The 26,525-nt window shown below is 61.0% G+C and carries 23 protein-coding genes; 10 read left to right on the top strand and 13 right to left on the bottom strand.

Going from position 1 to position 26,525, the window contains the following annotated elements:
- Nucleotides 1–18 precede the first annotated feature (18 nt).
- Nucleotides 19–1,263 carry a sarcosine oxidase subunit beta family protein gene (locus M0D68_RS25580; protein WP_054038698.1) on the bottom strand — a complete coding sequence of 415 codons (1,245 nt, stop codon included), beginning with the start codon at nucleotides 1,261–1,263 and terminating at the stop codon, nucleotides 19–21.
- A 46-nt stretch (nucleotides 1,264–1,309) separates the two neighbouring features.
- On the bottom strand, nucleotides 1,310–2,704 hold the full coding sequence (locus tag M0D68_RS25585) for an L-serine ammonia-lyase (RefSeq protein WP_093644463.1): 1,395 nt from the start codon (nucleotides 2,702–2,704) through the stop codon (nucleotides 1,310–1,312).
- A gap of 252 nt (nucleotides 2,705–2,956) precedes the next feature.
- Here M0D68_RS25585 and M0D68_RS25590 point away from each other — a divergent pair, with 252 nt between their 5' ends.
- On the top strand, nucleotides 2,957–4,039 hold the full coding sequence (locus M0D68_RS25590) for a GlxA family transcriptional regulator (protein WP_093644465.1): 1,083 nt from the start codon (nucleotides 2,957–2,959) through the stop codon (nucleotides 4,037–4,039).
- Nucleotides 4,040–4,130: 91 nt separating this feature from the next.
- Here M0D68_RS25590 and M0D68_RS25595 read toward each other — a convergent pair whose 3' ends face one another.
- From M0D68_RS25595 to M0D68_RS25610, 4 genes are all read right to left on the bottom strand, one after another.
- A complete protein-coding gene (locus tag M0D68_RS25595; RefSeq protein WP_200620515.1) occupies nucleotides 4,131–5,066 on the bottom strand; it encodes a choline ABC transporter substrate-binding protein in 936 nt (311 codons plus the stop codon).
- A gap of 108 nt (nucleotides 5,067–5,174) precedes the next feature.
- Complete coding sequence (locus M0D68_RS25600; protein ID WP_054038684.1) at nucleotides 5,175–6,176, bottom strand: GlxA family transcriptional regulator; 1,002 nt, start codon at nucleotides 6,174–6,176, stop codon at nucleotides 5,175–5,177.
- A 7-nt stretch (nucleotides 6,177–6,183) separates the two neighbouring features.
- Nucleotides 6,184–7,086 carry a choline ABC transporter permease subunit gene (gene choW / locus M0D68_RS25605; RefSeq protein ID WP_093644471.1) on the bottom strand — a complete coding sequence of 301 codons (903 nt, stop codon included), beginning with the start codon at nucleotides 7,084–7,086 and terminating at the stop codon, nucleotides 6,184–6,186.
- On the bottom strand, nucleotides 7,079–8,257 hold the full coding sequence (locus M0D68_RS25610; protein WP_093644473.1) for a glycine betaine/L-proline ABC transporter ATP-binding protein: 1,179 nt from the start codon (nucleotides 8,255–8,257) through the stop codon (nucleotides 7,079–7,081). The genes choW and M0D68_RS25610 overlap by 8 nt, the downstream gene beginning before the upstream one ends.
- A 552-nt stretch (nucleotides 8,258–8,809) precedes the next feature.
- Between M0D68_RS25610 and M0D68_RS25615 the strand changes: the two genes are divergently transcribed.
- Nucleotides 8,810–9,130: a hypothetical protein gene (locus tag M0D68_RS25615; RefSeq protein WP_093644475.1), complete on the top strand. Its 321-nt coding sequence runs from the start codon at nucleotides 8,810–8,812 to the stop codon at nucleotides 9,128–9,130.
- A gap of 120 nt (nucleotides 9,131–9,250) precedes the next feature.
- Complete coding sequence (locus M0D68_RS25620; protein ID WP_266225729.1) at nucleotides 9,251–9,532, top strand: hypothetical protein; 282 nt, start codon at nucleotides 9,251–9,253, stop codon at nucleotides 9,530–9,532.
- A 122-nt stretch (nucleotides 9,533–9,654) separates the two neighbouring features.
- Here the strand turns inward: M0D68_RS25620 and M0D68_RS25625 are convergent, their stop codons facing one another.
- Together M0D68_RS25625 and M0D68_RS25630 are read right to left on the bottom strand one after the other, a co-directional pair.
- Nucleotides 9,655–10,950 carry an MFS transporter gene (locus tag M0D68_RS25625; RefSeq protein ID WP_266225730.1) on the bottom strand — a complete coding sequence of 432 codons (1,296 nt, stop codon included), beginning with the start codon at nucleotides 10,948–10,950 and terminating at the stop codon, nucleotides 9,655–9,657.
- A 98-nt stretch (nucleotides 10,951–11,048) separates the two neighbouring features.
- Nucleotides 11,049–12,143 (bottom strand): tartrate dehydrogenase, encoded by a 1,095-nt coding sequence (locus tag M0D68_RS25630; RefSeq protein WP_266225732.1) that lies wholly within the window; start codon nucleotides 12,141–12,143, stop codon nucleotides 11,049–11,051.
- 137 nt (nucleotides 12,144–12,280) lie between these two features.
- Here M0D68_RS25630 and M0D68_RS25635 point away from each other — a divergent pair, with 137 nt between their 5' ends.
- The 7 genes from M0D68_RS25635 to M0D68_RS25665 all read left to right on the top strand — a co-directional run bounded on the left by M0D68_RS25635 (nucleotide 12,281) and on the right by M0D68_RS25665 (nucleotide 19,730).
- Nucleotides 12,281–13,192, top strand: a complete 912-nt coding sequence (locus M0D68_RS25635) for a LysR family transcriptional regulator (protein ID WP_093644483.1) — start codon at nucleotides 12,281–12,283, stop codon at nucleotides 13,190–13,192.
- Nucleotides 13,193–13,667: 475 nt separating this feature from the next.
- Nucleotides 13,668–14,759 carry a porin gene (locus M0D68_RS25640; protein ID WP_266225733.1) on the top strand — a complete coding sequence of 364 codons (1,092 nt, stop codon included), beginning with the start codon at nucleotides 13,668–13,670 and terminating at the stop codon, nucleotides 14,757–14,759.
- Nucleotides 14,760–15,119: 360 nt separating this feature from the next.
- Complete coding sequence (locus M0D68_RS25645) at nucleotides 15,120–15,989, top strand: branched-chain amino acid ABC transporter permease (protein ID WP_093644487.1); 870 nt, start codon at nucleotides 15,120–15,122, stop codon at nucleotides 15,987–15,989.
- Nucleotides 15,990–15,997: 8 nt separating this feature from the next.
- A complete protein-coding gene (locus M0D68_RS25650; RefSeq protein WP_266225734.1) occupies nucleotides 15,998–17,008 on the top strand; it encodes a branched-chain amino acid ABC transporter permease in 1,011 nt (336 codons plus the stop codon).
- Entirely contained in the window at nucleotides 17,001–17,765 is a 765-nt protein-coding gene (locus M0D68_RS25655) for an ABC transporter ATP-binding protein (protein WP_093644572.1), read from the top strand. Before M0D68_RS25650 ends, M0D68_RS25655 begins: the two co-directional genes overlap by 8 nt.
- The gene (locus M0D68_RS25660; protein WP_093644489.1) at nucleotides 17,752–18,459 is read left to right on the top strand and encodes an ABC transporter ATP-binding protein; all 708 of its coding nucleotides are present in this window, start codon (nucleotides 17,752–17,754) and stop codon (nucleotides 18,457–18,459) included. The genes M0D68_RS25655 and M0D68_RS25660 overlap by 14 nt, the downstream gene beginning before the upstream one ends.
- A gap of 86 nt (nucleotides 18,460–18,545) precedes the next feature.
- Nucleotides 18,546–19,730 (top strand): ABC transporter substrate-binding protein, encoded by a 1,185-nt coding sequence (locus M0D68_RS25665; protein WP_256458048.1) that lies wholly within the window; start codon nucleotides 18,546–18,548, stop codon nucleotides 19,728–19,730.
- A gap of 74 nt (nucleotides 19,731–19,804) precedes the next feature.
- Here the strand turns inward: M0D68_RS25665 and M0D68_RS25670 are convergent, their stop codons facing one another.
- From M0D68_RS25670 to M0D68_RS25690, 5 genes are all read right to left on the bottom strand, one after another.
- The gene (locus M0D68_RS25670) at nucleotides 19,805–20,710 is read right to left on the bottom strand and encodes an SDR family oxidoreductase (RefSeq protein WP_266225735.1); all 906 of its coding nucleotides are present in this window, start codon (nucleotides 20,708–20,710) and stop codon (nucleotides 19,805–19,807) included.
- A gap of 73 nt (nucleotides 20,711–20,783) precedes the next feature.
- Complete coding sequence (locus M0D68_RS25675) at nucleotides 20,784–22,340, bottom strand: class I adenylate-forming enzyme family protein (RefSeq protein ID WP_266225736.1); 1,557 nt, start codon at nucleotides 22,338–22,340, stop codon at nucleotides 20,784–20,786.
- Complete coding sequence (locus M0D68_RS25680) at nucleotides 22,337–24,055, bottom strand: long-chain fatty acid--CoA ligase (protein ID WP_266225738.1); 1,719 nt, start codon at nucleotides 24,053–24,055, stop codon at nucleotides 22,337–22,339. Before M0D68_RS25680 ends, M0D68_RS25675 begins: the two co-directional genes overlap by 4 nt.
- Before the next feature lie 113 nt (nucleotides 24,056–24,168).
- On the bottom strand, nucleotides 24,169–25,404 hold the full coding sequence (locus tag M0D68_RS25685; RefSeq protein WP_266225739.1) for an acyl-CoA dehydrogenase family protein: 1,236 nt from the start codon (nucleotides 25,402–25,404) through the stop codon (nucleotides 24,169–24,171).
- A gap of 120 nt (nucleotides 25,405–25,524) precedes the next feature.
- A complete protein-coding gene (locus M0D68_RS25690; protein WP_200621103.1) occupies nucleotides 25,525–26,298 on the bottom strand; it encodes an SDR family oxidoreductase in 774 nt (257 codons plus the stop codon).
- Between the last annotated feature and the right edge of the window lie 227 nt (nucleotides 26,299–26,525).

Genomic DNA, 26,525 nt, shown 5'->3' on the forward strand with positions numbered 1-26,525 from the left:
TGGTTTTCCTAATGTGCGTTAGTGGGCAACAGCGGCAGCGCCGTGCTCGTCGATCAGGTGGCCGGTGTAAAAACGATCCAGCGAGAACGGCGCGTTCAGCGGATGCGGCTCGTCCTTCGCGATCGTGTGTGCATAAGCCCACCCCGACCCAGGCGTCGCCTTGAAGCCACCCGTACCCCAGCCGCAATTGAAATAAAGCCCCTTCACGTCGGTCTTGCTGATAATCGGGCACGCATCCGGCGATACATCCACGATGCCGCCCCACTGGCGGTTCATCCGCACGCGCGAAAACACCGGGAACATTTCGACGATCGCTTCGAGCGTGCCTTCGATGATCTGGAAGCTGCCGCGCTGACCGAAGCCCGTGTACTGATCGACGCCCGCGCCAATCACCAGGTCGCCCTTGTCGGACTGGCTGATGTACGCGTGCACCGCGTTCGACATCACCACCGTATTGACGACCGGTTTGATCGGCTCGGAGACCAAAGCCTGCAACGGATGGCTCTCCAGAGGCAAACGGATACCCGCCATATCAGCGAGCGACGACGTATTGCCCGCCGCGACCACCGCGACCTTCTTCGCCTTGATGAAACCCTTGGTGGTATCCACGCCAACCACCTGGCTACCGTCGCGGCGAATCCCCGTGACCTGGCAGTTCTGCACGATATCGACACCATGCTGATCCGCGCCGCGTGCGAAGCCCCACGCTACTGCATCGTGTCGCGCCACACCGCCGCGACGTTGAATCGACGCCCCGAGCACCGGATAGCGGCTGTTCAGATTGATGGTCGGCTCGATTTCCTTGATCTGCTCCGGCGTGAGGAACTCGGCATCCACGCCATTCAGCCGGTTTGCATTCACGCGGCGCTCAGTATCGCGCACGTCCTGCAGCGTGTGCGCGAGGTTCATCACGCCGCGCTGGCTGAACATCACGTTGTAGTTCAGGTCTTGCGAGAGACCTTCCCACAGCTTCATCGCCTTCTCGTAGAGAGCGGCCGATTCGTCCCACAGGTAATTCGAGCGCACGATGGTCGTATTGCGCGCGGTATTGCCGCCGCCGATCCAGCCCTTCTCCAGCACGGCGATATTGCGCACACCATGCTCCTTCGCGAGGTAATAGGCAGTGGCGAGGCCATGCCCGCCGCCGCCGACGATCACGACGTCGTATTCACGCTTAGGCTCGGGGCTCTTCCACTGACGCTCCCAGTTCTCGTGATACGACATCCCGTTGCGCAACAGGCTGAATATCGAATAGCGGCTCATTGTTGGTCCTTTGGGTCCTGTTGTTACTCTTTGATTCTCAACTTGTTCAACACTCGATGACGTTCACGGCGAGTCCACCGCGCGACGTCTCCTTGTATTTGGTCTTCATATCCGCGCCGGTTTCACGCATCGTCTTGATCACGTTGTCCAGCGACACGTAGTGCTGGCCGTCGCCCTTCATCGCCATGCGCGCCGCGTTGAGCGCCTTGATCGCGCCCATCGCATTGCGTTCGATGCAGGGAATCTGCACGAGGCCGCCGACCGGGTCGCAGGTCATGCCGAGGTTGTGTTCCATGCCGATCTCGGCGGCGTTTTCGACTTGCGTCGGCGTGCCGCCCATCACGGCAGCGAGCGCCGCGGCGGCCATCGAGCACGCAACGCCGACCTCGCCCTGGCAGCCCACTTCGGCGCCGGAGATCGAAGCGGTTTCCTTGTAGATAATGCCGATCGCCGCAGCCGTCAGCAGGAAGGTGACGATGCCCTCGTCGTTCGACGCATGCATGAACTTCACGTAGTAATGCAGCACCGCGGGAATCACGCCGGCCGCGCCGTTGGTCGGCGCCGTGACGACACGCCCACCCGCTGCGTTCTCTTCGTTCACAGCCATCGCGTAGAGGTTGACCCAGTCGAGCATCGACAGTGGGTCGCGCAGCGATTCTTCCGAACGCGATCGTAATTGCGCGCACAGGTCGGCGGCGCGGCGCTTCACGTGCATCGGGCCTGGCAACTCGCCACGCACCTTGCAGCCACGTTCTACGCAGGCGGACATGACGCGCCAGATCGTCAGCAGCCCTTCGCGCACTTCCTGTTCGGTACGCGACGCGCATTCGTTGCGCAGCGTCACCTGCGCGATCGACAAACCGGTTTCACGGCAGACACGCATCAGATCGTCGCCGGTGCGAAACGGAAACGGCACCTCCGCGCCGGCGCGCAATCCATTGACGCGATCGCCTTCGCGATTGATCACAAAGCCGCCGCCGATCGAGTAATACTCCTTCTCCACCAGCAACTGGCCGTTCTCGTCGAAGGCCTGAAAACGCATGCCGTTCGGATGCACGATGCTCGAGCCCGGCGCGCCCGGCATCAACTTGCGAAAGAAGCCGAGTTGTTCGCGCTCGTCGAATTTGACCGGATGCTTGCCGAGCAGCACCAGTTGCTTCGTTTCGCGAATCGCCTGCAGGCGCGGTTCGATCACGTCCGGGTCGATCAGATCGGGTAGATTACCTTCGAGGCCGAGCAGTACCGCCTTGTCCGTGCCATGCCCTTTCCCGGTCGCGCCAAGCGAGCCGAACAGCTCGACCTTGACGCGCCGCACGAAGCTCAGCAGATTGGCGTCTTCGATATGCGAGGCAAAACGGCAAGCAGCAATCATCGGCCCGACGGTGTGCGAGCTTGAGGGACCGATGCCGATCTTGAACAGATCGAAGACGCTGACGTTCATGACGTGCCTTATACGTTGCGATACCTTGGGTGCCGGGTTTGGCTTGAACTAGCCCCTATTGCACCGCACGTCAAATTGGACCGATAGAATAAAAACGGCATGACAGTGGGATAGTGGCGTCAAGCGGGCCGCCGGCCAAGCGCTGCGGCGGATTTGCGATGACTTCTGACGCATTTGCGACATGAGCCGCTTAAGCGTCCCTGTCCCCGGTGCTATGCTTGTTTCAACCCCTTTCCCTTGCTGGCTGCATGCATGAATTCCGCTGAACCGCTTCCCCTTCAATCGATCGACGGCACCTCGAAGCAACGCATCCGCTTCGGTATCATCCTGCTGCCGAACTTCACGCTGACGGCGTTCTCGGGTTTCGTCGACCTGTTGCGCCTGTCCGCGGACGAAGGCGACTTCAGCAAGCCCGTGCGCTGCTCGTGGAGCGTGATAGGGGAAACCCTCGCTCCGGTGCGTGCCAGTTGCGGGATCCAGATCACGCCGTGGGAAACGTTCGACAACGCCGAGCCCTTCGATTACGTCGTTGTGGTGGGCGGCCTGCTGCATTCAGGGCCGGCCGCGAACGATGCGACGCTAGCCTTCATCCGCCGCGCCGCCGCCACCGACGCCACCCTCGTCGGCATGTGCACCGGCGTGTTCTCCCTGATGCGCGCGGGCGTTCTGGAAGGCCACCGCATCTGCGTGAGCTGGTTTCACTACTGGGATTTCATCGAGCGCTTTCCGGCGGTCAACGAGGAGGCGTTGGTGGCGGATCGGCTATTTGTGATCGACCGTCGGCGCATTACGTGTTCGGGTGGGCGGGCGTCGATCGACGTGGCCGCCGCGATTCTGCTGCGTCACTTTGAAACGGCCACGGTGCAGAAGGCGTTGCGGATTCTGCTGGTGGACGATATGCAGAAGGGCAACGCACCGCAGCCGCATCCACCTGGGTTGGCACCTGCCGCGCATCCGAAGGTGAAGCGCGCGATTCTGCTGATGGAACAGCATGTGGGGCGATCGCTATCGCTCGATGAACTGGCGCGCAAACTCGATCTGTCGCCGCGGCAGCTCGAAAGGCTCTTCAAGGCGCAAACCGGTAAGGCGCCTCAGGCCTACGCGAAGCAGGTGCGTTTGCGCACTGCCGCCTGGCTGTTGACGAGTTCGGATAAAACGGTAGCGGATATCGCGTCGAGTTGCGGCTTTTCCGATGCCTCGCATCTGGGCCGCGAATTCCGCAAGCAGTTCGGTTTGCCGCCGATGATGTACCGCGAGCAACGCGGTACGGCGGCTGAAGTCGATGACGGTTCAGGCTATGACGAAACCTTTCCGGGGCGGGCTCAGGCGATCTGAGCGCGCTGTTTGCCGTTAGGGTTTAGCGCTCCCGCTTTCGCGCCGCCGGAGCGGCGCGAAAGCTAAACCCAAACTCTCAACCCTTCAACCTTCATTTCCCAGCAACATAAGCTTTCACCGCCGGCAACCCATCCTTCCCATCAAACGTCTTCACACCGGCAAGCCACTTGTCGAGCACAGCCGGATTCGCCTTCAGCCAGTCCTTCGCCGCTTTGTTCGGATCCGTCTTGTTCATGATCGGCAGCATCACGTGGTTTTCGATATCCGTCGTGAACTGCAGGTTCGACACGAGCTTCGCGACGTTCGGGCAACGCGTCGAGTAATCGCTCGGCGTGACCGTCAGCACTCTGGCTTCGCCGTAGTTCGGGCCGAACACGTCGTCACCGCCGGACAGATAATCGATCTTCATCTGCACGTTCATCGGATGCGGTTCCCAACCGAGAAACACGATCGGCTTCTTGGCGCGAACTGCGCGATTCACTTCGACCAGCATGCCTGCCTCGCTCGACTCCACCAGCTTGAACTTGCCAAGACCGTACTGGTTGCTGTCGATCATCTTCTTGATCAGCGCATTGCCGTCGTTACCCGGCTCGATGCCATAGATTTTGCCGTCGAGCTTGTCGTAGTTCTTGGCAATGTCGGTGAAGGTTTTGATGCCCGCCTGATATGCGTAATCCGGCACGGCCAGCGTGTATTTCGCTCCGGTCAGGTTCGGCGTAGGCAGCACGGTAAGCTGGCCGGCCTTCTTGAACGGATCGATCATCGGGTCCATGGTCGGCGACCAGTAGCCGAGGAACACATCGATCTGCTTGCTCTTCACACCCGCAAAGGTGATCGGCACCGAAGCGATCGTTTTGGTCGGCTTGTAGCCGAGCCCTTCAAGCACGGTCGAAGCGAGACCGGTCGTCGCCGCGATATCGGTCCAGCCGACGTCGGCGAACCGGACGTCCCGGCAGGTGGCAGGTTCCGCGGCAAGGACAGATGACACCGACAGCGCGCACAACGACGCAGCCCACAAACGTTTCATGGCGTTCCCTTTGGGTGATTGATGCTTTACTGGTTTTAATAATCGGATTTTCAAAGTGCGACTTCTTGCGTCGACTTCATTGACGTCAACTTACTTATGCAGACTCGTCTACGCCGACAAGCGTCGCTCCACACTCGGCGCGTGACCGAACTGCGCGCGATAGGCCTTGCTGAAATGACACGGCGAATGAAAGCCGCATACTGCCGTTACCCGCGCAATCGATGCATCAGTATTGCGCAGCAGTTCACGCGCACGACGCAAACGCAAGGTCAGGTAATAATGCGTCGGCGATACGCTCAGAAACATCTTGAACATGCGCTGCAAATGACGTTGCGACAGATGCACGAGCCGCGCGAGCTCGTCGAGCGACAACGGCTCTTCGATATTCGCTTCCATCAGGCGCACGACTTCGATTAATTCAGCTCGCGAGAAACCGACCCGTGCATCGACGGGAATATGCTGATAATCCGTCGAACCACGAATCCGCTCGACAATGAACTGTTCGGACACTTGCGCCGCGACTGCATGGCCGAGACGCATGCCGACCAGGTTCAGCATCAGATCGAGTGGCGCGGTGCCACCGGTGCAGGTCATCCGGTCACGGTCGATCACGAACAGTTCATCTGCAAAACGCACGTGCGGGTAACTCTTGTGCAGCGGCGACATGTCTTCCCAATGCACGGTACAGCGATAACCGTCGAGCAGATTCGCGGCCAGCAGCGCATACGGTCCCGTACAAATGCCGCCAAGCGGAATACCCTTCGACGCAACATCTTGCAGCAACGCGATGATCGTCTCGTCCACGTAGTCGCGCACATGCCAGCCGGCGCAGACGATCAGCACATCGGGCATGCCCGCTTCGGCCAGCGTCGTGGTCGGCTTCACGGTGATGCCGTTACTCGCTCGCGCCGGCTCGCCGTCCGGTGTGATCACCGACCATGTGTAATGCTGCGCGCGGCCCACGTAGTTGGCCATGCGCAGAACCTCGACCGCGCTCGTGAACGCGATCATCGAAAAGTTCGGCAGCGTCAGAAAGCCGAAGTGCGCGAGCCCGGACAGCGGCGAATCGGATGGAGCCTCAACAACTGGAGAGATCGCGTCGCGCTTCATAGGCGGCTCAGCCGTGCTGGGCCGCCGGCGCCCGGCGCACCTTCATGACGCTGCGCAAGCCCGACAACAGAGGCGCCCGCGCCGTACCCGGCGAGCGGCCGAAGCTTTCCGTGATGCGGTCGAGAATGATCGCCAGCATCACCACCGAGAGGCCGCTTTCAAAACCGAGGCCGATATCGAGCCGTTGAATACTCGCCAGCACGTCGTTGCCGAGACCGCCCGCGCCGACCATCGAGGCGATGATCACCATCGAGAGCGCCATCATGATGGTCTGGTTCACGCCGGTCATGATCGACGGCAGCGCATTCGGAAACTGCACCTTGTAGAGCAATTGCAAGGGCGTGCAGCCGAACGCCTGCCCAGCTTCGACGATTTCGCGATTCACATGCTTGATGCCGAGCGACGTGAGACGCACAGCAGGCGGCATCGCGAAGATCACCGTGGAAAGAATCCCCGGCACGCGGCCGAGACCGAACAGCATCGCCGCCGGAATCAGGTAGACGAACGCGGGCATGGTCTGCATCAGATCGAGCACGGGACGCACCATCATTTCGACGGTGCGGCTCTTCGCGGTCCAGATGCCGAGCGGCACGCCGAGCAGCAGACTGATCAAGGTCGACGACAGCGTGAGACCGAGCGTGATCACCATCTGATCCCAGAAGCCGGTGCCGTAGATCAGCAGCATCGCCAGCAAGGTGAACAGCGCGAAACGCCAGCCCACCCGCCACAAACCGACACCGACGAAAAACGCCATCAGCGCCCACATCGGTACCGCTTGCAGGCCGTGCTCGATCAGCGCGGCAAAACTCTCGATGACCTTGCCGATCGAGTCGAAGGTTTTAGCGTCGTGGTCGAGCAGGTAGTGAACGCCGTGATCGACCCAGGCGCCAAGTGGAATGACTTCAGACATGGGAACCTCGATGGCGCGTGAGAACGTTCAGCACGTTCGTCTTGTTGACCGAACCGCAGTAGGAGCCGTCCGCTTCGACGACCGGCAGCGGCGCACGGCTCGCCACCACGCGCTCGACGACGTCGTCCAGCGGCGTAGTGCGGCGGATGCACTCGATGTGATTGAGCTGCGGCGATGCGCTGCCCATCGCATCGCGGCAGACGAAGCCGCGGAACTTGCGCTCGCTGTCGAGTACGAACGCGTATTCGGCGCTGCCGTTGAGCGTCGCGGCCACGCTCGAGGCGTCGATCTGCGGCGAATGCTGCATGAGCGGCACGGCGTCCGTCTGCATCAGGTCGCCGGCCGTCAGATAGCGGCTGGTGTCGATGCCTTCGAAGAACGCGCGCACGTAGTCGTCGGCGGGATTGGTGATGATTTGCTGGGGCGTGCCGACCTGGACGACCTTGCCGCCTTCCATGATCGCGATCCGGGTGCCGATGCGCATCGCCTCTTCCAGATCGTGCGAGACGAACAGGATGGTGCGCTGCTGCTCGCGTTGCAGATCGAGCAGCACGTTCTGCATTTCCTTGCGTTTGAGCGGATCGAGCGCGGAGAACGCCTCGTCCATGATCATCAGCGACGGGTTGACCGCCAGCGCCCGCGCGAGACCCACACGTTGCTGCATGCCGCCGGACAGTTGCGCCGGCAGCTTTTGCGCGAACGGCGCGAGGCCGACCTGCTCGAGCACGGTCATGGCGCGCTTCTCGCGCTCCTTCTTGCCGATGCCCGCCACTTCCAGCCCGAACGCGGCGTTGGACAGCACCGTGCGTTGCGGCATCAGCGCGAAGGACTGGAACACCATGCTCATGTCCTTGCGGCGCAGCGCCGTCAATTCCGCGCGCGGCACGCTGGCCACATCGCGGCCGTCGATCAGCACCTTGCCGGCCGTCGGCTCGACGAGACGGTTGATCAGGCGAATCAGCGTCGACTTGCCGGAGCCCGAGAGGCCCATCAGCACGAAGATCTCGCCTTCCTTGACTTCGAACGACACGTTATGGACACCGACTATCTGACCGGTGCGCGCAAACACTTCCTCTTTGGTTGCGCCGCCTGCCAGCATGCCGATCGCCTGTTTCGGGTTGGTGCCGAACACCTTGCACAACCCTTCGACCACGACCTTGGGGGAATTCATTGAATGCTCTCCTCGCGTGGCGGACGTCCGTCCGCGCTGTGCATACATAGTTGCCAGAAAAAAGTACGCCTAGCCGACTATTTGCGACAAGCACATGTGGAAATGCGACACCGCCAGTGCGCGGACGCTGGCTGGCGGCGGGCGAAGCCCTTCTGGTAAAGGGTTTGCGGGGTGTTGGAGTGGTTGACCGTCCGTGTCGCGCCAGAGCAAGTGAGGGCCGCCTGGAGGGAAAAAAGTCTGTGCGGAGGATGTGGCAGGCGCATTTTGCCGCAACGCAGCAAGCTCACCGCTCCTCAGCGGGCGTCGTTGCGCGTCCGCGAGCTGGACGCCATGATCAATGATCGAGGCTCCATGACGGGCGCGAACCACCTGCAGCAGACGGTCTGTCCGCGAAAAATACCAGATCGCAAGATTAGGGCAACCTTAAGGCTGCGCGCCGTTACTCCGTGTTACCAATCTCGCATCCCTCTTGCACCTGCAAACCGCGGCCCTGCCTAAACTGCGCACCATCTTCACTGTCATCGCCCGCCATCATCGGGCGAAAAGAAAAACATGCGCAAGAACCTATTATCAGTGATTCTCGGCGGCGCGATATTAATGGCTTCCACAGCCGCTTCCGCGCACGTCGATGTGGGCATCGGCATCGGCATTCCCGGGCCGGTTTTCGTGCCTGCCCAGCCGGCCTACATTGCGCCTCCGCCGGTCGTTTATGCCCCCCCGCCCGTGGTGGAATATGGCTACGGCTACGGCGACGACTGGCGTGCCCGTGAATGGCATGAGCGGCAGGAGTGGCGCGAACGGCGGTGGCGCCACCATGAGCATGAGGAGCACGAACGTGAATGGCGTGAACGCCATGGTTGGGATGGGGATTGAAAATGCGGAAGAAAGTTGTTTGAGCGCCCCTAAGGAGAAATTAAGGAAAGCTTCTTATTCTGTGGGTACGCGTCGACCGGAATGGTCGACGTGGCACCATCACACTATTGGAGAGCCTTCATGAAAGCACTCAAACACGTCATGCTCATTGCTTCGATCGTCGCCATCCCTACCCTGTCGTTTGCGCAGCAGATGAACGCACCGATGAACGATACGACACCCGCGCCGACCGTCTCGATGCACGACACACAGAACAATCAGGCGGGTACGCAATATCAGCAGCCCTCGCACAAGACGTCGGGCTACGGTGACAGCTCAGGTTACGGCGCACCCCCGACAAGCTTTTCGCAATCTTCGACGATGCATTTCGCGGGTAAGGACTCGCGACTGTTCAAGCATTGAATACGCGCGATGATGCCTTGCCCTTCCGCGCTAATCATTATTCGCACCAGGTCATTGGACAACAACTGGCGCGGGAGCAAGGCACATCGTCAATCGGGAAGCCGATCAGAAACCTGGCGAGATCATTGCGGCGCAGGCGCCGCCCGATATCCTCGCCGGCCGACAGCCAACGCGAGCATGGCTGATACCGCAAGACTTGCCGCTACGACATAAAGTCCGGCGGCATATCCCCCCGTCACACTCTTCAGCCAGCCGATCGCAAACGGACCGACGAAGCCGCCGAGGTTGCCGATCGAGTTGATCATGGCGATACCGGCCGCCGCACCGGCGCCAGAGAGAAAGGTACTCGGCATGGCCCACAGCGGCGCCTTGGCCGCGCTGATGCCCACGTTCACGAGGATCAGTGCGAGCACCACCCCAAGGACGGTATCCGCAAAGCCTGCCCATGCGAACCCGATGCCGGCAGCGACGCACGGAATCACCACATGCCACGTGCGCTCGCCAGTGCGATCCGAATGGCGCGCCCACATCACCATGCCGATCACAGCCAGCACGCTGGGAATCGCGTTCAACGCACCGGTACCTAGTGCGCTAAAGCCGAATTGACGAATGATCAACGGCGCCCACAGCCCGAGCGTATAAAGTCCCGCGGAGGTGCCGAAGTAGATCATCGACATGATCCACACCCGCGGGTCGCGCAGCGCGGCGAGTGCACCCGCAGCGTGGCCTGCCTGCGACTCTCGTCCCGCGCGTTCTTCGCGCAGCGTTGCGACGAGCCACGCTTTCTCATCGGCGGCAAGCCACTTCGCCTTTTCCGGCGAATCGGTGAGCGCTTTCAGAACCACGAACCCGAGTACGACGGCTGGAATTGCTTCGATGAGGAAGAGCCATTGCCAGTCTTTCAAGCCGAACAGGGCCGGCATCTGCATGATGGCGCCTGAAATGGGCGATCCGATTGCGGTCGACAAAGGCGCGGCCGCCATGAACGCGGCCGCCGCGACTGCGCGCTGCCGTGCAGGAAACCACTGGCTGAGATAAAGAATGATGCCGGGGAAGAAACCGGCTTCGGCCACACCGAGCAAAAAGCGCAGCGTATAGAACGAATTCGGCCCGACGACAAACGCGGAAGCCGCCGACACCAGCCCCCACGTCACCATCACGCGTGCAATCCAGATGCGTGCACCGACCTTGTTCAGAATGAGGTTCGAGGGCACTTCGAACAGAAAATACCCCAGAAAGAAGATGCCGCCGCCGAGCCCGAACATGGTCGGCGAGAGGCCGAGGTCCTTGTTCATCGTGAGCGCGGCAAAGCCGACGTTCACGCGATCGAGAAAGCTCACAAAATAAAGCAGCATGACGAAGGGCAAAATGCGCCACGTCAGCTTGCGAACCACACGGGCTTGCAATTCATTGGCCATGCCAGTCTCCAGTCTTTGAATCGCCCGTGACGTATTCGTCCGGGCGTTTTGTTTTTGTCTAATGCGGCGTTGTGTATCGCGTACTACGTCTTGCGTGCTCAGGCGGCCTTGAACTCCGCCGCTGGTTTCGCGGCGAGGATGGCGCAGACGGCATCGGTCACCTGCACGGTCGTGGCCGTTCCACCGAGGTCGCCCGTGTGCAACGACGGGTCGGCCGTGATGCGTTCGATCGCGCTCATCAATTGCTGGGCAGCGGCCATCTCGCCGAGATGCTCGAGCATCATCACAACCGACCAGAACGTGCCGACCGGATTGGCGAGACCCTTACCCATGATGTCGAAAGCGGAACCGTGAATCGGCTCGAACATGGAGGGATAGCGGCGCTCGGGGTCGAGATTCGCGGTCGGTGCGATGCCGAGGCTGCCGGCCAGTGCCGCTGCGAGATCGCTGAGAATGTCGGCGTGAAGATTCGTGGCGACGATCGTGTCGAGCGTGGCGGGACGGTTGACCATGCGCGCGGTGGCAGCGTCGACGAGTTCCTTGTCCCATTTGACGTCAGGAAATTCCTTTGAGACTTCCAGGGCAATCTCGTCCCACATGACCATCGCGTGACGTTGCGCATTGCTCTTGGTGATCACCGTCAGCAGCTTGCGCGGCCGCGACTGGGCGAGGCGGAACGCGAATCGAAGAATGCGCTCGACGCCTGCACGGGTCATCATCGAAACATCGGTGGCGACTTCGATCGGATGCCCCTGATGTGCGCGTCCGCCTACGCCGGAGTACTCGCCCTCCGAGTTCTCGCGAACGATGACCCAGTCGAGATCCTTCGGCCCACAACGTTTCAACGGCGCGTCGATACCGGGCAGGATGCGGGTGGGACGCACGTTCGCATACTGATCGAAGCCCTGACAGATCTTCAGGCGCAAACCCCAAAGCGTCACGTGATCGGGAATATGCGGGTCCCCGGCCGAGCCGAACAGAATCGCATCCTTGTTGCGGATGGCATCCAGCCCATCGGCCGGCATCATCACGCCGTGCTGGCGATAGAAATCGCCGCCCCAGTCGAAATTCTCGAACTCGAACTGGAAGGCGTCGCTTCGCGCAGCGATGGCTTCGAGAACCTGTTGGCCCGCGGGCACGACTTCCTTGCCGATGCCGTCGCCGGGAATGGTTGCGATGCGATAGGTTTTCACGGGCGTCTCCCTGGTGTTGAACGTATGGCTGCATCCTAGAACGACAACCGCACGCGAAAACGCTGCTAGACTCAAAGCATCCTTAACCTGAAGTTAATAATGGGCTGCTCGACGGCCCGCTCGTTGGCCCACTCAACATGACTTCGTCGATACAACCGGAAGATCTCGCCTTCTTCTCCACGCTCGCTGCAAGCGGCAGCCTGACCGCGACTGCACGCGAACTCGGCTTGAGCACGGCGGCCGTGAGTAAGCATCTGGCGCAGATGGAATCGCGCGCGGGTGTGTCGCTCGTGAATCGCACAACCCGACGTATGAGCCTTACGCCGGAGGGCGAGCTCTATCTCACCCGGGCACGACGCATCCTGAGCGAAATGGACGACCTGGCCCAGTTGCTCGGCGGCTCGCAAGCAGCCCCGAAAGGCCTGTTGCGCGTGAACGCAACGCTCGGTTTCGGCCGCAGTCACGTGGCGCCGCTCATTTCCCGATTTGTGCGGCGCTTTCCCGAGGTGGACGTGCAACTGCAACTCTCCGTTGACCCGCCACCGATTAGCGACGACGCCTTCGACGTGTGCGTGCGTTTCGGCGAACCACCGGATGCGCGCGTGATTGCGCGCAGGGTCGCGTCCAACCGTCGGCTGCTGTGCGCATCGCCAACGTATTTCACCAAACGACGCGCACCACGCAGTCCGGCGGAGTTATCGCAACACAACTGCATCGGCATTCGTCAAGGCGACGATGGCTACGGGTTATGGCGTTTGACCAGCGGACGCGGCGCGGCCGAAAAGACCGAGACCGTGCGAGTGCGCGGCAACCTCACCACCAATGACGGCGAGATCGCGGTGAAGTGGGCGCTCGACGGTCACGGCATTCTGATGCGGGCGGAATGGGACATCGCGGAGTACCTCGCCGATGGCCGTCTGATCCATGTATTGCCGGAATACCGCACGCCGGATGCCGACATCTATGCGGTGTACCCGCAACAGTTGCAGATGACGGCACGGGTGAAGGCATTCGTCGACATGCTGATAGAAACGTTCGGCGCGCGCTGAGTCTGTTCTTTGGTAGTTCTGCAATGCAGAACTACCGTATCAACAGTCTCTATCGCAATTCAAACCGGATAAATCCGGCAATTTCCTTGTATTACATAGCCTTACGGCACACTTAAAGCACACCTCCTGTGCCAGGTGTTTTCCCTATTTTGGCCTGCATTGCAGTCCAAACGAGCGATTCCCCCCGTTGACACAGAACGAACGGTCGTGCCAAATTGCGCCTGCATCCTGTGCGCAAGCATGCGATCAATGAGCTCTTAGCAGCGCCGAGCCGCCCCGCACTCAGGAGACAAGCCAGCCGGCAATCGGACTCGAGACGCCTACCAGCAAATTCAAAATTTCGCATCCCTTATCAGATCGCGAGGGCTCTTTATCGCCTGTAGAAATCGTATCGCGCACCAGATCGCCAGAATCTTGCAGCACAAGCATTACTTCGCCAGTTCAATTGATTCCAATAAACAAGGAGACACGAAGCATGCCGGCAAGTCATCGCAATCGAATTGGAGCCATTCTTGGATTAGTGGGCGCATGCACCCTGGGCACGGCCCAGAGCGCCCATGCGCAAAGCAGTGTCACGCTGTACGGTATCGTCGACGGCTCGATCCTCTACACCAACAAAACGCTTAACGCGACCACCGGTCAGAACGCCGGCCGTCAATACTCGTTCACCGACAGCGGCCTCTCCGGTTCGCGCTTCGGCTTGCGTGGCGCGGAAGATCTCGGAGGCAGCATGCGTGCGATCTTCGAACTCGAAAGCGGTATCAGCATCGCCAACGGCGCGTTCAGCAATTCGAACGGCAACGCGTTCGGGCGGCAGGCGTGGGTCGGCGTGGACAGCCGCTACGGCACGGTCAAGGCCGGTTTGCAGTTCTCGCCCTTCTTCCTAGCGGTGTACGACTTCGATCCGCGTGAGATGTCGTACTTCGGCAGCGGTCTCATCACCTATCTCAACAACGTCTATGTGACCGGCCTGTTCAATCCGAACGGCATTTCGTACACGTCGCCGGAAATCGCCGGCTTGCAAGGCAGCGCGATGATGGCGCTAGGCGGCACAGCCGGAGACTTTCAGGCGGGACGGCAGTACTCGGCAAGCCTGCGCTACCACCTGGGCACGCTGACCGTCGATGCCGCGCTTTACAGTGGCAACGCCGGCGGCAGCGCTGCATCGATCGCGATTCCGAGCGTGGTCGAATTCAACGGCCGTGCGCTCGGTGCCAGCTACGTGTTCAATAACCTGACCGTGAAGGCTTCCTACGTGCAGTACAAGGTCGCAGGCTCGTTCAACGATCGCGTCTATTCAGGCGGCGCCAGCTATCGCATCACACCGGCGCTGAATGTCGACGCGGGCGTGTGGGTCACGCGCGACGGGAACAACTCGTCGAACAACTCGATACTGGCGTCCACCGGGATCGACTATTCCCTCTCGAAGGCTACTGTGGTGTATGGACAGGCCGGCTTCGTGACTAACCACGGCGCCATGCACACCGGACTGTCCGTCAACAATGCACTGAACGAAGTAACCGGCACAACGGCCGGCGTGAACATCGGCATGCGGCACATGTTCTAGCCGCCTCAGAACGCGAGATACCGGCGTACCGTGCAAGCGGCGCGCCGGATCATGCGAATGGGCGACTTGATGCGCGCTATCTAAGTGACTTCCCTAATAATCTGCAATGCAGAACAATCAAATGGAAAAACTTATTGACGCAAAGCGAACGCCCGTGCCAAATTTCTCTAACGCCGCCACACATCACCATTTCCAGTTTGCGCCGATGCGTGCGTGTTTTAAGCGTCGACAACCGTCGATAACGGTCGCCGGATTCGAGAAAGCGGCTGTTGTCCCGTCCGTAGTCAGGCGTGCGGCGATGCGTTCCCTGCAGCAAGGGTAACGATTGCACAGCGCGCCTCCGTTGGAGGGTGTCAAAGCGTGGACATGTTTTTGCAGCAGCTTCTCAACGGCTTGACGCTGGGCGGCATCTACAGCCTCGTCGCACTCGGACTCACGCTGGTCTACGGCATTCTCGCCGTGCCGAATTTCGCTCACGGCGCGTTCTACATGGTCGGCGCGTTCGTCTCGTTCTACCTGATGAGCCGGCTCGGCTGGAACTACTGGCTCGCAATGATCGGCTCCGGCCTCGCGGTCGCCCTACTCGCGATCCTCGCCGAGCGGCTGGTGTTCCATCCGCTGCGCAAATCTTCCGAATTGCATCCCATGATCGCCGCGATCGGCCTCCTACTGTTTCTCGAAGCCGGTGCGCAGGCGATCTGGGGCGCGGACTTTCATCGTATGGCCACGCCCTACGCGGGGATCGTCGATCTGGGCGGTGTGACCGCGCCCGTGCAGCGCCTGCTGATCATCGGCGCCGCGTTCGCATTGGTGGTGCTGCTGCAACTCTTCCTCAAATACACGGTAATCGGCTCGAGCATCATCGCGATGGCGCAGGACCGCGAAGGCGCCTCGCTGATGGGCATCGACGCCAACAAGGTGACGATGCTGACTTTCGGCATCTCCGGCCTCCTCGCTGCCGTGGCGGCCACGCTGTACGCGCCGATCAACCTCGTCTATCCGGCCATGGGCCAACTGGTGATCCTGAAGGCCTTCGTGATCATCATTCTCGGCGGCATGGGCAGCGTGCCGGGTGCGATCGTCGGCGGATTGATCATCGGCATGGCGGAGAGCTTCGGCGCCTTCTACATTTCGACCGACTACAAGGACATCATCGCCTTCGTGCTTCTGGTGGTGATTCTGTCGGTTCGTCCTCAAGGACTGTTCACCAGGGAACTGCGCGCATCGTGAAACCGGTCATGAAATTATTCGAGGGCAAGCTGGGCTGGACACTGCTGTTCGTGCTCGGTCTCGTGTTTCCGTTTCTGGCCACCAACGACTACATGCTTACCGTGATGTCCACCGCGTACGTCTTCGCGCTGGCCACCGTCGGGTTGAATCTGATCACCGGCTATACGGGGCAGTTCAATCTCGCGCACGGCAGCTTCATGGCGGTGGGCGCGTACACAGTGGGCATTCTCACGGTCGATCATCAGGTGCCGTTCTGGATCGCGTTCATTGCGTCGGGCGTCGTCGTCGCGATACTGGGTGCGCTGGTCGGACTTGTTTCGCTGCGTCTGCGCGGCCACTACTTTTCTATTTTTACTTTGTGCGTGGGCTACATCATGTTTCTCGTCATCGAGAAATGGGACAGCCTTACGCATGGTGTCTCGGATATTGTCGGTATCCCGGCGCCTTCGGGCTTCGGCATCATCTCGTTTGAAAATCCACGGCCGCTCTATTACCTGGTGTTCGCCTTTCTGGTGCTCGGCGTGTGGCTGATGCATCGCATCGTCGACTCGCTGCTCGGCCGGACCTTCATGGCGATCCGCAATAGCGACGGTCTCGCGCAGTCGCTCGGTATCAACCTGATGCGTAACAAGGTGCTGGCCTTCGTGCTGTCCGTCGTCTATGCCGGGCTTGCGGGTGGACTCTATGCGGGTTCCGTACGCTTTCTCGGACCTGATCTGGCCGGCGTCGAACATACCTTCGACATGACCATGTACATGCTGGTGGGCGGCATCGGCACCCTCGCCGGCCCGCTGCTCGGCGCGCTCGCCATACCCTGGCTCACGCAGTATCTGCAGTTTTTGCAGGCGTACCGCTTCGTCGTGTTCGGCCCGATCCTCATTTTGCTGGTGATCTTTTTGCCGAACGGGATCGCCGGTTTGTATAGGGCGAGAAAGAGCCAGCGCGCGAAACTGGCAACGCCGAAGAGCGGCGGTGTTGCGCGTCAATCGCAACCCACACGCGGAGATCGTCATGCTTGAAATCGACTCGCTCAGCAAACGCTTCGGCGGTCTCGTCGCGGTCGACGACGTCAGCACGCATATCGAAGCCGGCAAGATCAATGCAATCATCGGGCCGAACGGCGCGGGTAAGACCACCTTCTTCAATCTGATCAGCGGCACCCATCTGCCGAGTTCGGGACGCATCCGCTTCAAAGGCCAGGACGTGACAAAGCTGGCCGCCGATCAGATGGCGCGCCTCGGCATTGCGCGCACATTTCAATCCACTGCGTTGTTCGACCGGGCCAGCGTGCTCGACAACCTGATCGTTGGCCACCGGCTGCGCACGCGCTCGGGGCTGTGGGACGTGCTGACGCATTCAGCGCGGCTCAAGCAGGAAGAACGCATCTGCCGCGAGAAGGCGCGCGAGGCTCTGGATTTCGTCGGACTGTCGGCGATTGCGGAACGGATGGCCGGCGACATCTCGCAGGAAGAGCGCAAGCGTGCCGCTGTGGCGCTCGCACTGGCCACCGAACCGAGCCTGATGCTGCTCGACGAACCCGCCGGCGGCGTCAATCCCGAAGAGACCGAAGGCCTCTCTGAACTGATCCGCAAGCTGGTGAAACACGGCGTGACGGTGTGCCTGGTGGAACACAAGATGAACATGATCATGAAGCTCGCCGATCGCATCATGGTGCTGAACTACGGCAAGAAAATCGCCGAGGGCACGCCTGCCGAGATTCGCGCCAACCCGGCCGTGATCGATGCCTATCTGGGGAGCGAACATGCTGAAGTTTGAGAACGTCGCGCTCGATTACGGCAGTTTCCGCGCGCTGGACGGCATCACGCTGCACGCGGACGACGGCGAACTGGTCGTGCTGCTCGGCGCCAACGGCGCGGGCAAGAGCTCGATCTTTCTCGCGACGAGCGGCCTGCGCCGCGCCACGAGCGGCAGCCTGCGCCTCGGAACGCGCGAGCTGCTCGGCATGACGCCCGCACAGATCGTGCGCAACGGCGTGATTCAGTGCCCTGAGGGCCGCAAGCTGTTCCCGGGCATGTCGGTGCTGAAGAACCTCACGCTCGGCGCCTATGTGCATCGCGGCGACAAGGCCGGCAATCAACGCAATCTCGATCAGGTGTTCGCGCTCTTTCCGCTTCTCGCCGAGCGCAAGGATCATGCGGCCGGCTCGTTGTCCGGCGGGCAGCAGCAGATGGTGGCGATCGGCCGCGCGATGATGGCCCGCCCCAAGGTGTTGCTGCTCGACGAACCGTCGCTCGGTCTCGCGCCGCTGGTGGTCAAGCAGGTGTTCGAGGTGATCCAGCAGATCAATCGCGCGGGCACGACAGTATTGCTCGCCGAACAGAACGCGTTTGCGGCGTTGAAGATCGCACACCGTGCCTACGTGATCGAGAACGGCCGCATCGTGCTCGAAGGCGATCACGCGAGTCTGATGAACAACGAAGCGATCCGGCGCGCTTACGTCGGCGGCTGAACGGATTTGATGCACCGCCTGACGCATGGCCATAAATGTGACCATGAGCGTCGGGCCATATTCGAACAATCCCAAAGGAGACACGTATGACGATCAAACGCTTGTGCGGACGCGCTGGAGTAGTTGCGGCGGTCGCCACGACTGCGCTGCTGGGCACGGGCGCCGCGATGGCGCAGCAGGTGGTGCATATCGGCTACTCCGGTCCGTTGAGCGGGGGCGCGGCGAAGTACGGCCAGGAAGTGCTCGAAGGCATGCAGATGGCCGCGGCCGACGTCAATCAGGCCGGCATCGAAGTAGCCGGCAAGAAGATCAAGCTCGAAATCGTGCCGCTCGACGACAAGTACAACCCCGCCGAAACCGCGATCAACGCCCGGCGTCTTGCGCAGGAACAGCAGGCGGCTGTGGTGCTCGTGCCGCATTCGGGCGGTGGCTTCGCCGTGCAAACCAGCAATGAGCAACAGAAACTACTGCTGCTCTCGTACACCAGCGTGCCGCAGATCAGCGAGCGCGGCAACAAGCTCACGGTGCGCATTCCGCCCGCGTTCACGTCGTATCTGAACGCGTTCATCAAGTACGAAATGGCGACGTACGGCAAGAAGGTCGCACTCGCCGCCACCGATACCGACTACGGCAAGGTTTGGGTCGCCGCATTCAAGCCCGCATGGGAAGCAGCCGGCGGCACGATCGTCGCGGACAATTCGATGTCATATAACCGCGCCACCGATTTCTACAGCGGTGTGAGCCGTGTGCTGGCCGCCAAGCCGGATGTGATGTTTATCGGCGGCCCGTCCGAGCCGACCGGCTTGATTGCGCAGCAGGCACGCGAACTGGGTTTCAAGGGCGGCTTCATTGTGATGGATCAGGCCAAGCTCGACGAAGTGGCCAAGGTGACTGGCGGCTATGCACCGTTGAACGGCGCGATCGGGGTATTGCCGCTGGCCAACGATGAAACGCCGAATGCTAAAGCGTTCGTGGAGCGCTTCCGCAAGGGCCACGACGGCCGTGATCCGAGCCAGGAAGTATCGCTGAACTACACTGCGGTCTACGCAACGGCACTCGCAATGAAGCTCGCCGGCAGCGTCAGCGACGCGACCGCGATCCGCAATCAGTTCGATAAAGCCGTGAAGGCGTTGCCGCCACAGGCCAATCCGCAGAGTGTGACGGGTGTCGACGACCACGGTGGCTTTGTGATCGGTAATCCGGTTGCGGCAGTGGTTCAGGGTGGACAGTTGAAGTCGGCGGTGTTGAGTTCGCTGACAGCGGCGAAGTGACGACGTGACGGCCTGATATGGGTGTAAAAAAAGCGCCGTGGTTTCCACGGCGCTTTGCGCATTTCCAGTTCGGATTACCCCTTCAACGCCTCGATAATCTGAACACGCACATCGGGCCGCTCGGCAAACGGATCGGTCGGATTGCGCGGCGTCACGATATCCTCGGCGCGCGTTTTCACTGCGGCTAGCGCATGCGGATGCGAGAAGATATAGAACTGCTCCTCACGGATCGCATCGAACACCATGCCCGCGACGGTTTCGGCACTCACTTTCCCTGAACTCACCGCCTTCTCGCTCATCGCACGCGATACGCGTTGTGACAAGGTCGGCGGCGTGTCGTTGTCCAGTTCGGACGGACGATTGCGATGCGCCTTCGCGATACCCGTCGGCACGAAGTAAGGGCACAGCACCGAGCACGCCACCTGCTGCGTGACCAGCGAAAGATCCTGATACAGCGACTCGGTCAACGACACCACCGCATGTTTCGACACGTTGTATGGACCCATCATGGGCGGATTAAGCATGCCCGCCATCGACGCCGTGTTGACGATATGCCCGCGATAGCCCGGATCGCGTTTGGCGGCCTCGAGCATCAGCGGTGTGAACGCCCGCACGCCGTGAATGACGCCCCACAGGTTGACACCGAGCAGCCATTGCCAGTCGCGTTCGGTGTTCTCCCATACGAGACCGCCGCTGCCGCCTACGCCCGCATTGTTGAACACCAGATGCACGCCACCGAAGGCGTCGAGCGTGGCGCGGGCCAGCGCGTCGATTTCCTCGCCCTTCGCGACATCGACGCGACGCGCGATGGCTTGCGCGCCGGCCGCGCTCACCTCGGCGAAGGTTTCGTCGAGTGCGTCCTGTTGTACGTCGGCGAGTACGAGACGCATGCCCAGCTTCGTGCCGAGCCGTGCGAACTCACGGCCGAATCCGGAGCCCGCGCCGGTGATTACCGCTACCTTGCCTTCAAAATTGTTCATGCCTTGTCCCATTGCCAGTTGGTGAGAGTTGGTCTATCCAGCCAGGTGTATTCAGATGTCTCTATACGCCGTGCTAACGCGCGGCGGGATAGTACTGCTCGCGCAATTCCCGTTTCAGCACCTTGCCGATCGGACTGCGCGGCAACGCGTCGACAAAGGTCAGCGCGGAGAGCCGCTGCATCTTGCCGAGCCGCGCGTTGACCCAGGCCAGCAGTGTGTCGGCGTCGATCGGTGCAGCCGGGCGAAGCACCACGAACGCAACCGGCGTCTCGCCCCATTGCTCCGACTGCGCACCCACCACGGCCACATCCGCGACATCCGGGTGCGAGCACAGTTCAGCCTCGAGGTCACTCGGATAAACGTTGAAGCCGCCCGAAATGATCATGTCCTTCTTGCGATCGAGCAGCGTCAAGAATCCGTCTGCGTCGAAGCGGCCCATGTCGCCTGTGCGGATGAAGCGCTTGCCACTCGGGTCGTACCACTCCGCCTCGGCAGTCTTCTCCGGTTGACGGTAGTAGCCGGTCATCATCGCGGGCGAATGGCCGACGATCTCGCCCACCTCGCCCGCTGCGACCTCGTTGCCGAGCTCGTCGATCAGACGGATGTCGTGACCTTCGATCGGTTTGCCGACCGTATGCAGCTTGGTGGGACATTCGTTGGCCTCCAACTGACACGAGCCACCGCCTTCGGTCATGCCGTAGTACTCAGTGAGCTTGCCCGGCCAGCGGCGCACCACGTCCGCCTTCACGCTCGCCGCGAACGGCGCGCTGGTGCAGAACTTGGCCTGGAAGCTGGATAGGTCGTAACGGTCGAAGTCCGGATGTGCCATCAAACGTTGATACTGGACCGGCACCAGCATGGTGTGTGTGACGCGGTACTGTTGCGCCAACTCAAGATAGCGTGTGGCGCCGAATTTCGGCATCAACACGACTGTGCCGCCGAATGTCAGCGTCGGCATGAAACTTACGAGCGTCGTGTTCGAATACAACGGCGTGGAGATGAGCGTCGTGGCATCTGGGCCATAGCCGCGTTCGATGCTGCGCACGGCATAGACCCAGCGCATGCCGTGCGACTGCACGATGCCTTTCGGCGTACCCGTGGTGCCAGACGAATAGATGATGTTGAATGGCCACGCCGGATTGATCGTGACCGCTTCAGGCGTTGCGCCCTTGGGCGCGAGCCACGCTTCAAGCGGGGTGCTGCCTGCGTGCGCATCTAGCGCGATGGGGATTGCGCTGATCTCTGCGGCCACCGGTTCGAGCAAACGCTTGACGTCGGCATCGAGAAACAACAGCCGCGCACCCGAGTTGCCGATCATGCTGACGAGACTCGCCGCGCTCGACGACGGCGCGAGCGGCGCGACCGCCGCCCCTGCCCGCAGGCCGCCGAGAAACACCACAGCGTATTCCACCGAGGCGGCCGCGCATAACGCAATCGCGTCGCAAGGCTTGATACCGTCGCGCTGCAATGCGGCGGCAAAACGATCGACTCGTGCGTCAAGCGCGGCATAAGTCACGACCTCGCCGTCGCAGATCAATGCCGCGTGCTCACCGCGTTCTTTGGCGAAGCGGCGCAGCATGTCGGTGATGCAGACGAACGGTTCGTCCACTAACGCTTCGAGCCATGTCATGACGAGGCGCCTCCTTTGCCACCGTTGTTTTCACTCGCCGCGGCCGTGCGTGCCGCGTCCTCTTCCTGCAACTTGCGCCACAGAATTTTGCCGCTGCCCGACTTGGGCAGCGACGTCACGAACTCGACAATGCGCGGCGCCTTGTAAGAGGCCATCTGATCGTGCGCCCAGTCGATAATCGCCTGCTCGGTGATCGTGCCGGCTTCCGCCGCGGCGGGCACCACCAGCGCCTTGACCGTTTCGCCGCGCTTCGCGTCCTTCACGCCGATCACGCACACCTCCTGGATCGCGGGATGCCGGTACATAAGCGCCTCGACTTCCGCTGGCCACACCTTATAGCCCGAAGCATTGATCATGCGCTTGAGGCGATCGGTCATAAAGAAATAGCCGTCCTCGTCGATATGACCGAGGTCGCCAGTACGCAGAAAGCGCTTGCCGTCGAGTTCGATAAACGCTTCTTCAGTCGCCTTGGGATTGCGCCAGTAGCCTTGCATCACCTGCGGCGCGTTCACGATGATCTCGCCGGTTTCGCCTTGCGGTAGTTCCTGCAGCGTGACCGGATCAATCACGCGCGAGTCCACGTCGAATACGGGAATGCCCAGGCACTGCGGCTTCGGCCGATGCGGGGGGTTGATGTGCGTGCCGGCAATCGTCTCCGACATGCCATAGCCTTCGACATAATCGAGCCCTGTCAGCGACTTGAGCTTTCTGGCAATCGCGTCCGGCATTGCCGCGCCGCCGCCGCGTGCGCCCGTCAGGCTCGACAGATCGTATTCGCCAAGCTTCGGGTTCGACAGAAAATCGACCATCATCGCCGTGATCGACTGCCATGCGGTCACGCGATATTTCTGCATGCATAGCGCCGCAGCTTCGCGATCCCAGCGCGGCAACACGATAATTGTTGCCCCGGAGAAGACCGCGCTGTTCATGCCGCCTTGCATGCCGGTCACGTGAAAGAACGGCAATATCGATAGATACACACCGTCCGGCGGCGCAGAGAACCAGACGCAGCCGCCGAGCAGCGTGCTCATCACGCTGCGGTGCGTATGCATGCAGCCCTTCGGCTTGCCGGTGGTGCCGGATGTGTACGGCATCACGCACAGATCGTCCGGACCGGTGGTAAGCGGACCCGGCGCGATATGCCGTTCGAGCACCTCGCGCCAGGACGTGACGCCGGGAATATTGAAGGTCTTGCGCGGCGCGGCCACGAACTCCGGCACGGGAATCGGCGATGGCCGCTTCAGATAATCGCTATACGTCGCGACGATCACGTGCTCGATGCCCTTCCCCGGCCCCTTGCCGATCAGCGGCTCGACGTTCGCGAACAGGCATTGCGGCGCAATGATCGTGGTCGCCTCGCTGTCCTCGACGTAATGCGCCAGCTCACCGCTCATGTTCATTGGATTGACCGGCACCACGACGGCGTTCGCACGCAGGATCCCGTAGTAAGCGATGATCCATTGCGGGCTGTTCTGCATGTAAAGCAGCACGCGGTCGCCCGCCTTGACGTGGCATTCCTGCTGAAGGAATCCCGCGATACGCTCGGTTTCGTCCTTGAACTCGCCGAACGTAACCGCCGTGTCGTAGAAGACGATGAACGGTTTGTTGGGAAAACGCGCCGCCGACACCTCGGCGTTATAGAAAATATTGGTCTCGGGCAGTGTCAGATGCAATGGCACTTGCGGCGGCCAATTCGGGTGATGGCGTTCGTTCATAGGCGTCTCCTGCCTTTACTGTCTGTGCGCGTTTCACACGGATGGTGCGCGCTTCGTTCACATCCGCCGCGTGAAGGACGCGGCGGGTTAATGCGTCATGGCAAGCAAGGGAATCAGTTGCTTGATGAACGCCCGAGATGACGTCCAAGCTCCATCTTCGCAATGGCGTTACGGTGCACTTCGTCGGGGCCGTCCGCGAAACGCAGCGTGCGCGAACTCGCATACGCGCGAGCGAGGCCGAAGTCGTCGCTGACCGCGCCGCCGCCATGCACCTGCATCGCCCAGTCGATCACCTGGCACGCCATGCTGGGCGCCGCCACCTTGATCATGGCGATCTCCTGACGCGCGTCCTTGTTGCCGACCGTGTCCATCTTGTGCGCGGCGTTCAGCACCAGAAACCGCGTCTGGTCGATCATGATGCGTGCGTTCGCGATCCGCTCGCGGGTGACGCCCTGGTCCGCGATCGGTTTGCCAAACGCTACGCGTTCCAGCGAGCGGCGGCACATCGCTTCGAGCGCGCGCTCGGCGCGTCCGATCAAACGCATGCAGTGGTGAATACGGCCGGGTCCGAGCCGCCCTTGCGCGATCTCGAAGCCGCGGCCCTCGCCGAGCAGCATGTTGCTGGCCGGCACACGTACATTTTCAAAGGAGATTTCGGCGTGGCCATGCGGGGCGTCGTCATAGCCGAATACCGGCAGATGACGCAGTACTTTCACGCCCGGCGTGTCGATCGGCACCAGAATCATCGACTGCTGCTGATGCCGGTTGGTGTGGTCCGGACTGGACTTGCCCATGAAGATAAGGACCTTGCAACGCGGATCGTTTGCGCCCGAGGTCCACCATTTGCGGCCATTCAGAATGTAGTCGTTGCCGTCGCGTTCAATTCGGGCTTCGATATTGGTTGCGTCTGACGACGCCACTTCCGGCTCCGTCATCGCAAAGGCCGAGCGGATCGAGCCGTCGAGCAGTGGCAGCAGCCATTGTTGTTGCTGCTCCGGTGTTGCGTAACGCACCAGCGTTTCCATGTTGCCAGTGTCCGGCGCCGAGCAGTTGAACGGCTCCGCGCCGATATGCGAGCGCCCCATGATTTCGCACAGCGGTGCGTATTCGAGGTTGGTGAGCCCCGCGCCGTATTTCGACTCGGGCAGGAACAGGTTCCACAAACCCACGGCTTTCGCTTTCTGTTTCAATTCCTCGATGACCGGTGCGGGCTTCCACCGGTTGCCGGATTCACGCGCGGCGTCCATCTGCGCTTCGAAGACCGCCTCCGCTGGATAGACGTGCTCGTCCATGAAAGCGTTCAGGCGCTGCTGCAAACTCTTGACCTTGTCCGAGTGCTGAAAATTCATGCGGCGTCTCCTGTCGACCGGAGTTGGCGCTTTAGCGCTTACTCCGGTCCCATGCAAAGCTGTTTCTATACGTAGACGCAGCGCGCCGTTGCCTGCGCGCTGCGTCTGAAGGCCACTCAATCAGACAATGATCGAGCCGCCATCCACCGCAAAATACTGGCCCGTGATATGACGCGACGCTTCACTCGCGAGGAACACGACCGGGCCTTTGAGATCCTCATCACCGCCGAGGCGCTGCAACGGCGTGCGCGAAATGACGGTGTCTTCGAGTTTGTCGAGCAAGCCCGCCGACATCTTCGACGGGAAAAATCCCGGGCAGATTGCGTTGACGTTGATGTTGTACTTGCCCCATTCCGCCGCAAGCGCCCGCGTGAAATTGATTGCCGCAGCCTTGGAGGTGTTGTACGCAATCGTGTTCATGCCCGGCGGCGAACCCTTCAACCCCGCCACCGACGCGATGTTGATAATCTTGCCCGCACGCCGCGGAATCATGCTCCGCTTGCCGACTTCACGAGCGACGAAAAACGGCGCATGAACATTCAGGTTCATCACCTTGTGCCACGCTTCATCGGGGTAATCTTCGGCCGGTGCGCCCCACGTCGCGCCTGCGTTGTTCACTAGAATGTCGATGCTGCCATGCAAGCCGAGCACTTCATCCACGAGACCGGGGATACCCTCGAAGCGCTGCAGATCGTTGACGATGGTCTGCACCTCGATACCCCGGCTTTGCAGATGCGTTTTCGCTTCGGCGAGCTCATTGGCCTTACGCGCGGTGATCGCCACGCGGCAGCCCATTTCTCCTAATGCCTCGGCCATTTGCAAGCCCAGCCCGCGCGAGCCCCCGGTGATCAGTGCAACCTTGCCGTCCAGTTGAAACAGGTCTTTCACAGACATTACGACGCTCCTCCAAGTTGTTCTGCAATGCAGACTTCTATTCCAGATTTGCTGACCATCATACGTGCCGAAATTCAGCCTGTAAATAAAAGCACGCTCATTCACTTTTGATTTAAACTGACACGCATCGTCGATGGGCGGGTCATCGGGACTTACCCGAATACCGCACTTTTCAATCGAGCCGCGTCTATGCGATTTCGTGGGTTTTCGCGCTTGTCGCGTAGTTG

The organism is Paraburkholderia sp. SEWSISQ10-3 4, assembly GCF_030464785.1.
GTDB classification, from domain to species: domain Bacteria; phylum Pseudomonadota; class Gammaproteobacteria; order Burkholderiales; family Burkholderiaceae; genus Paraburkholderia; species Paraburkholderia aspalathi.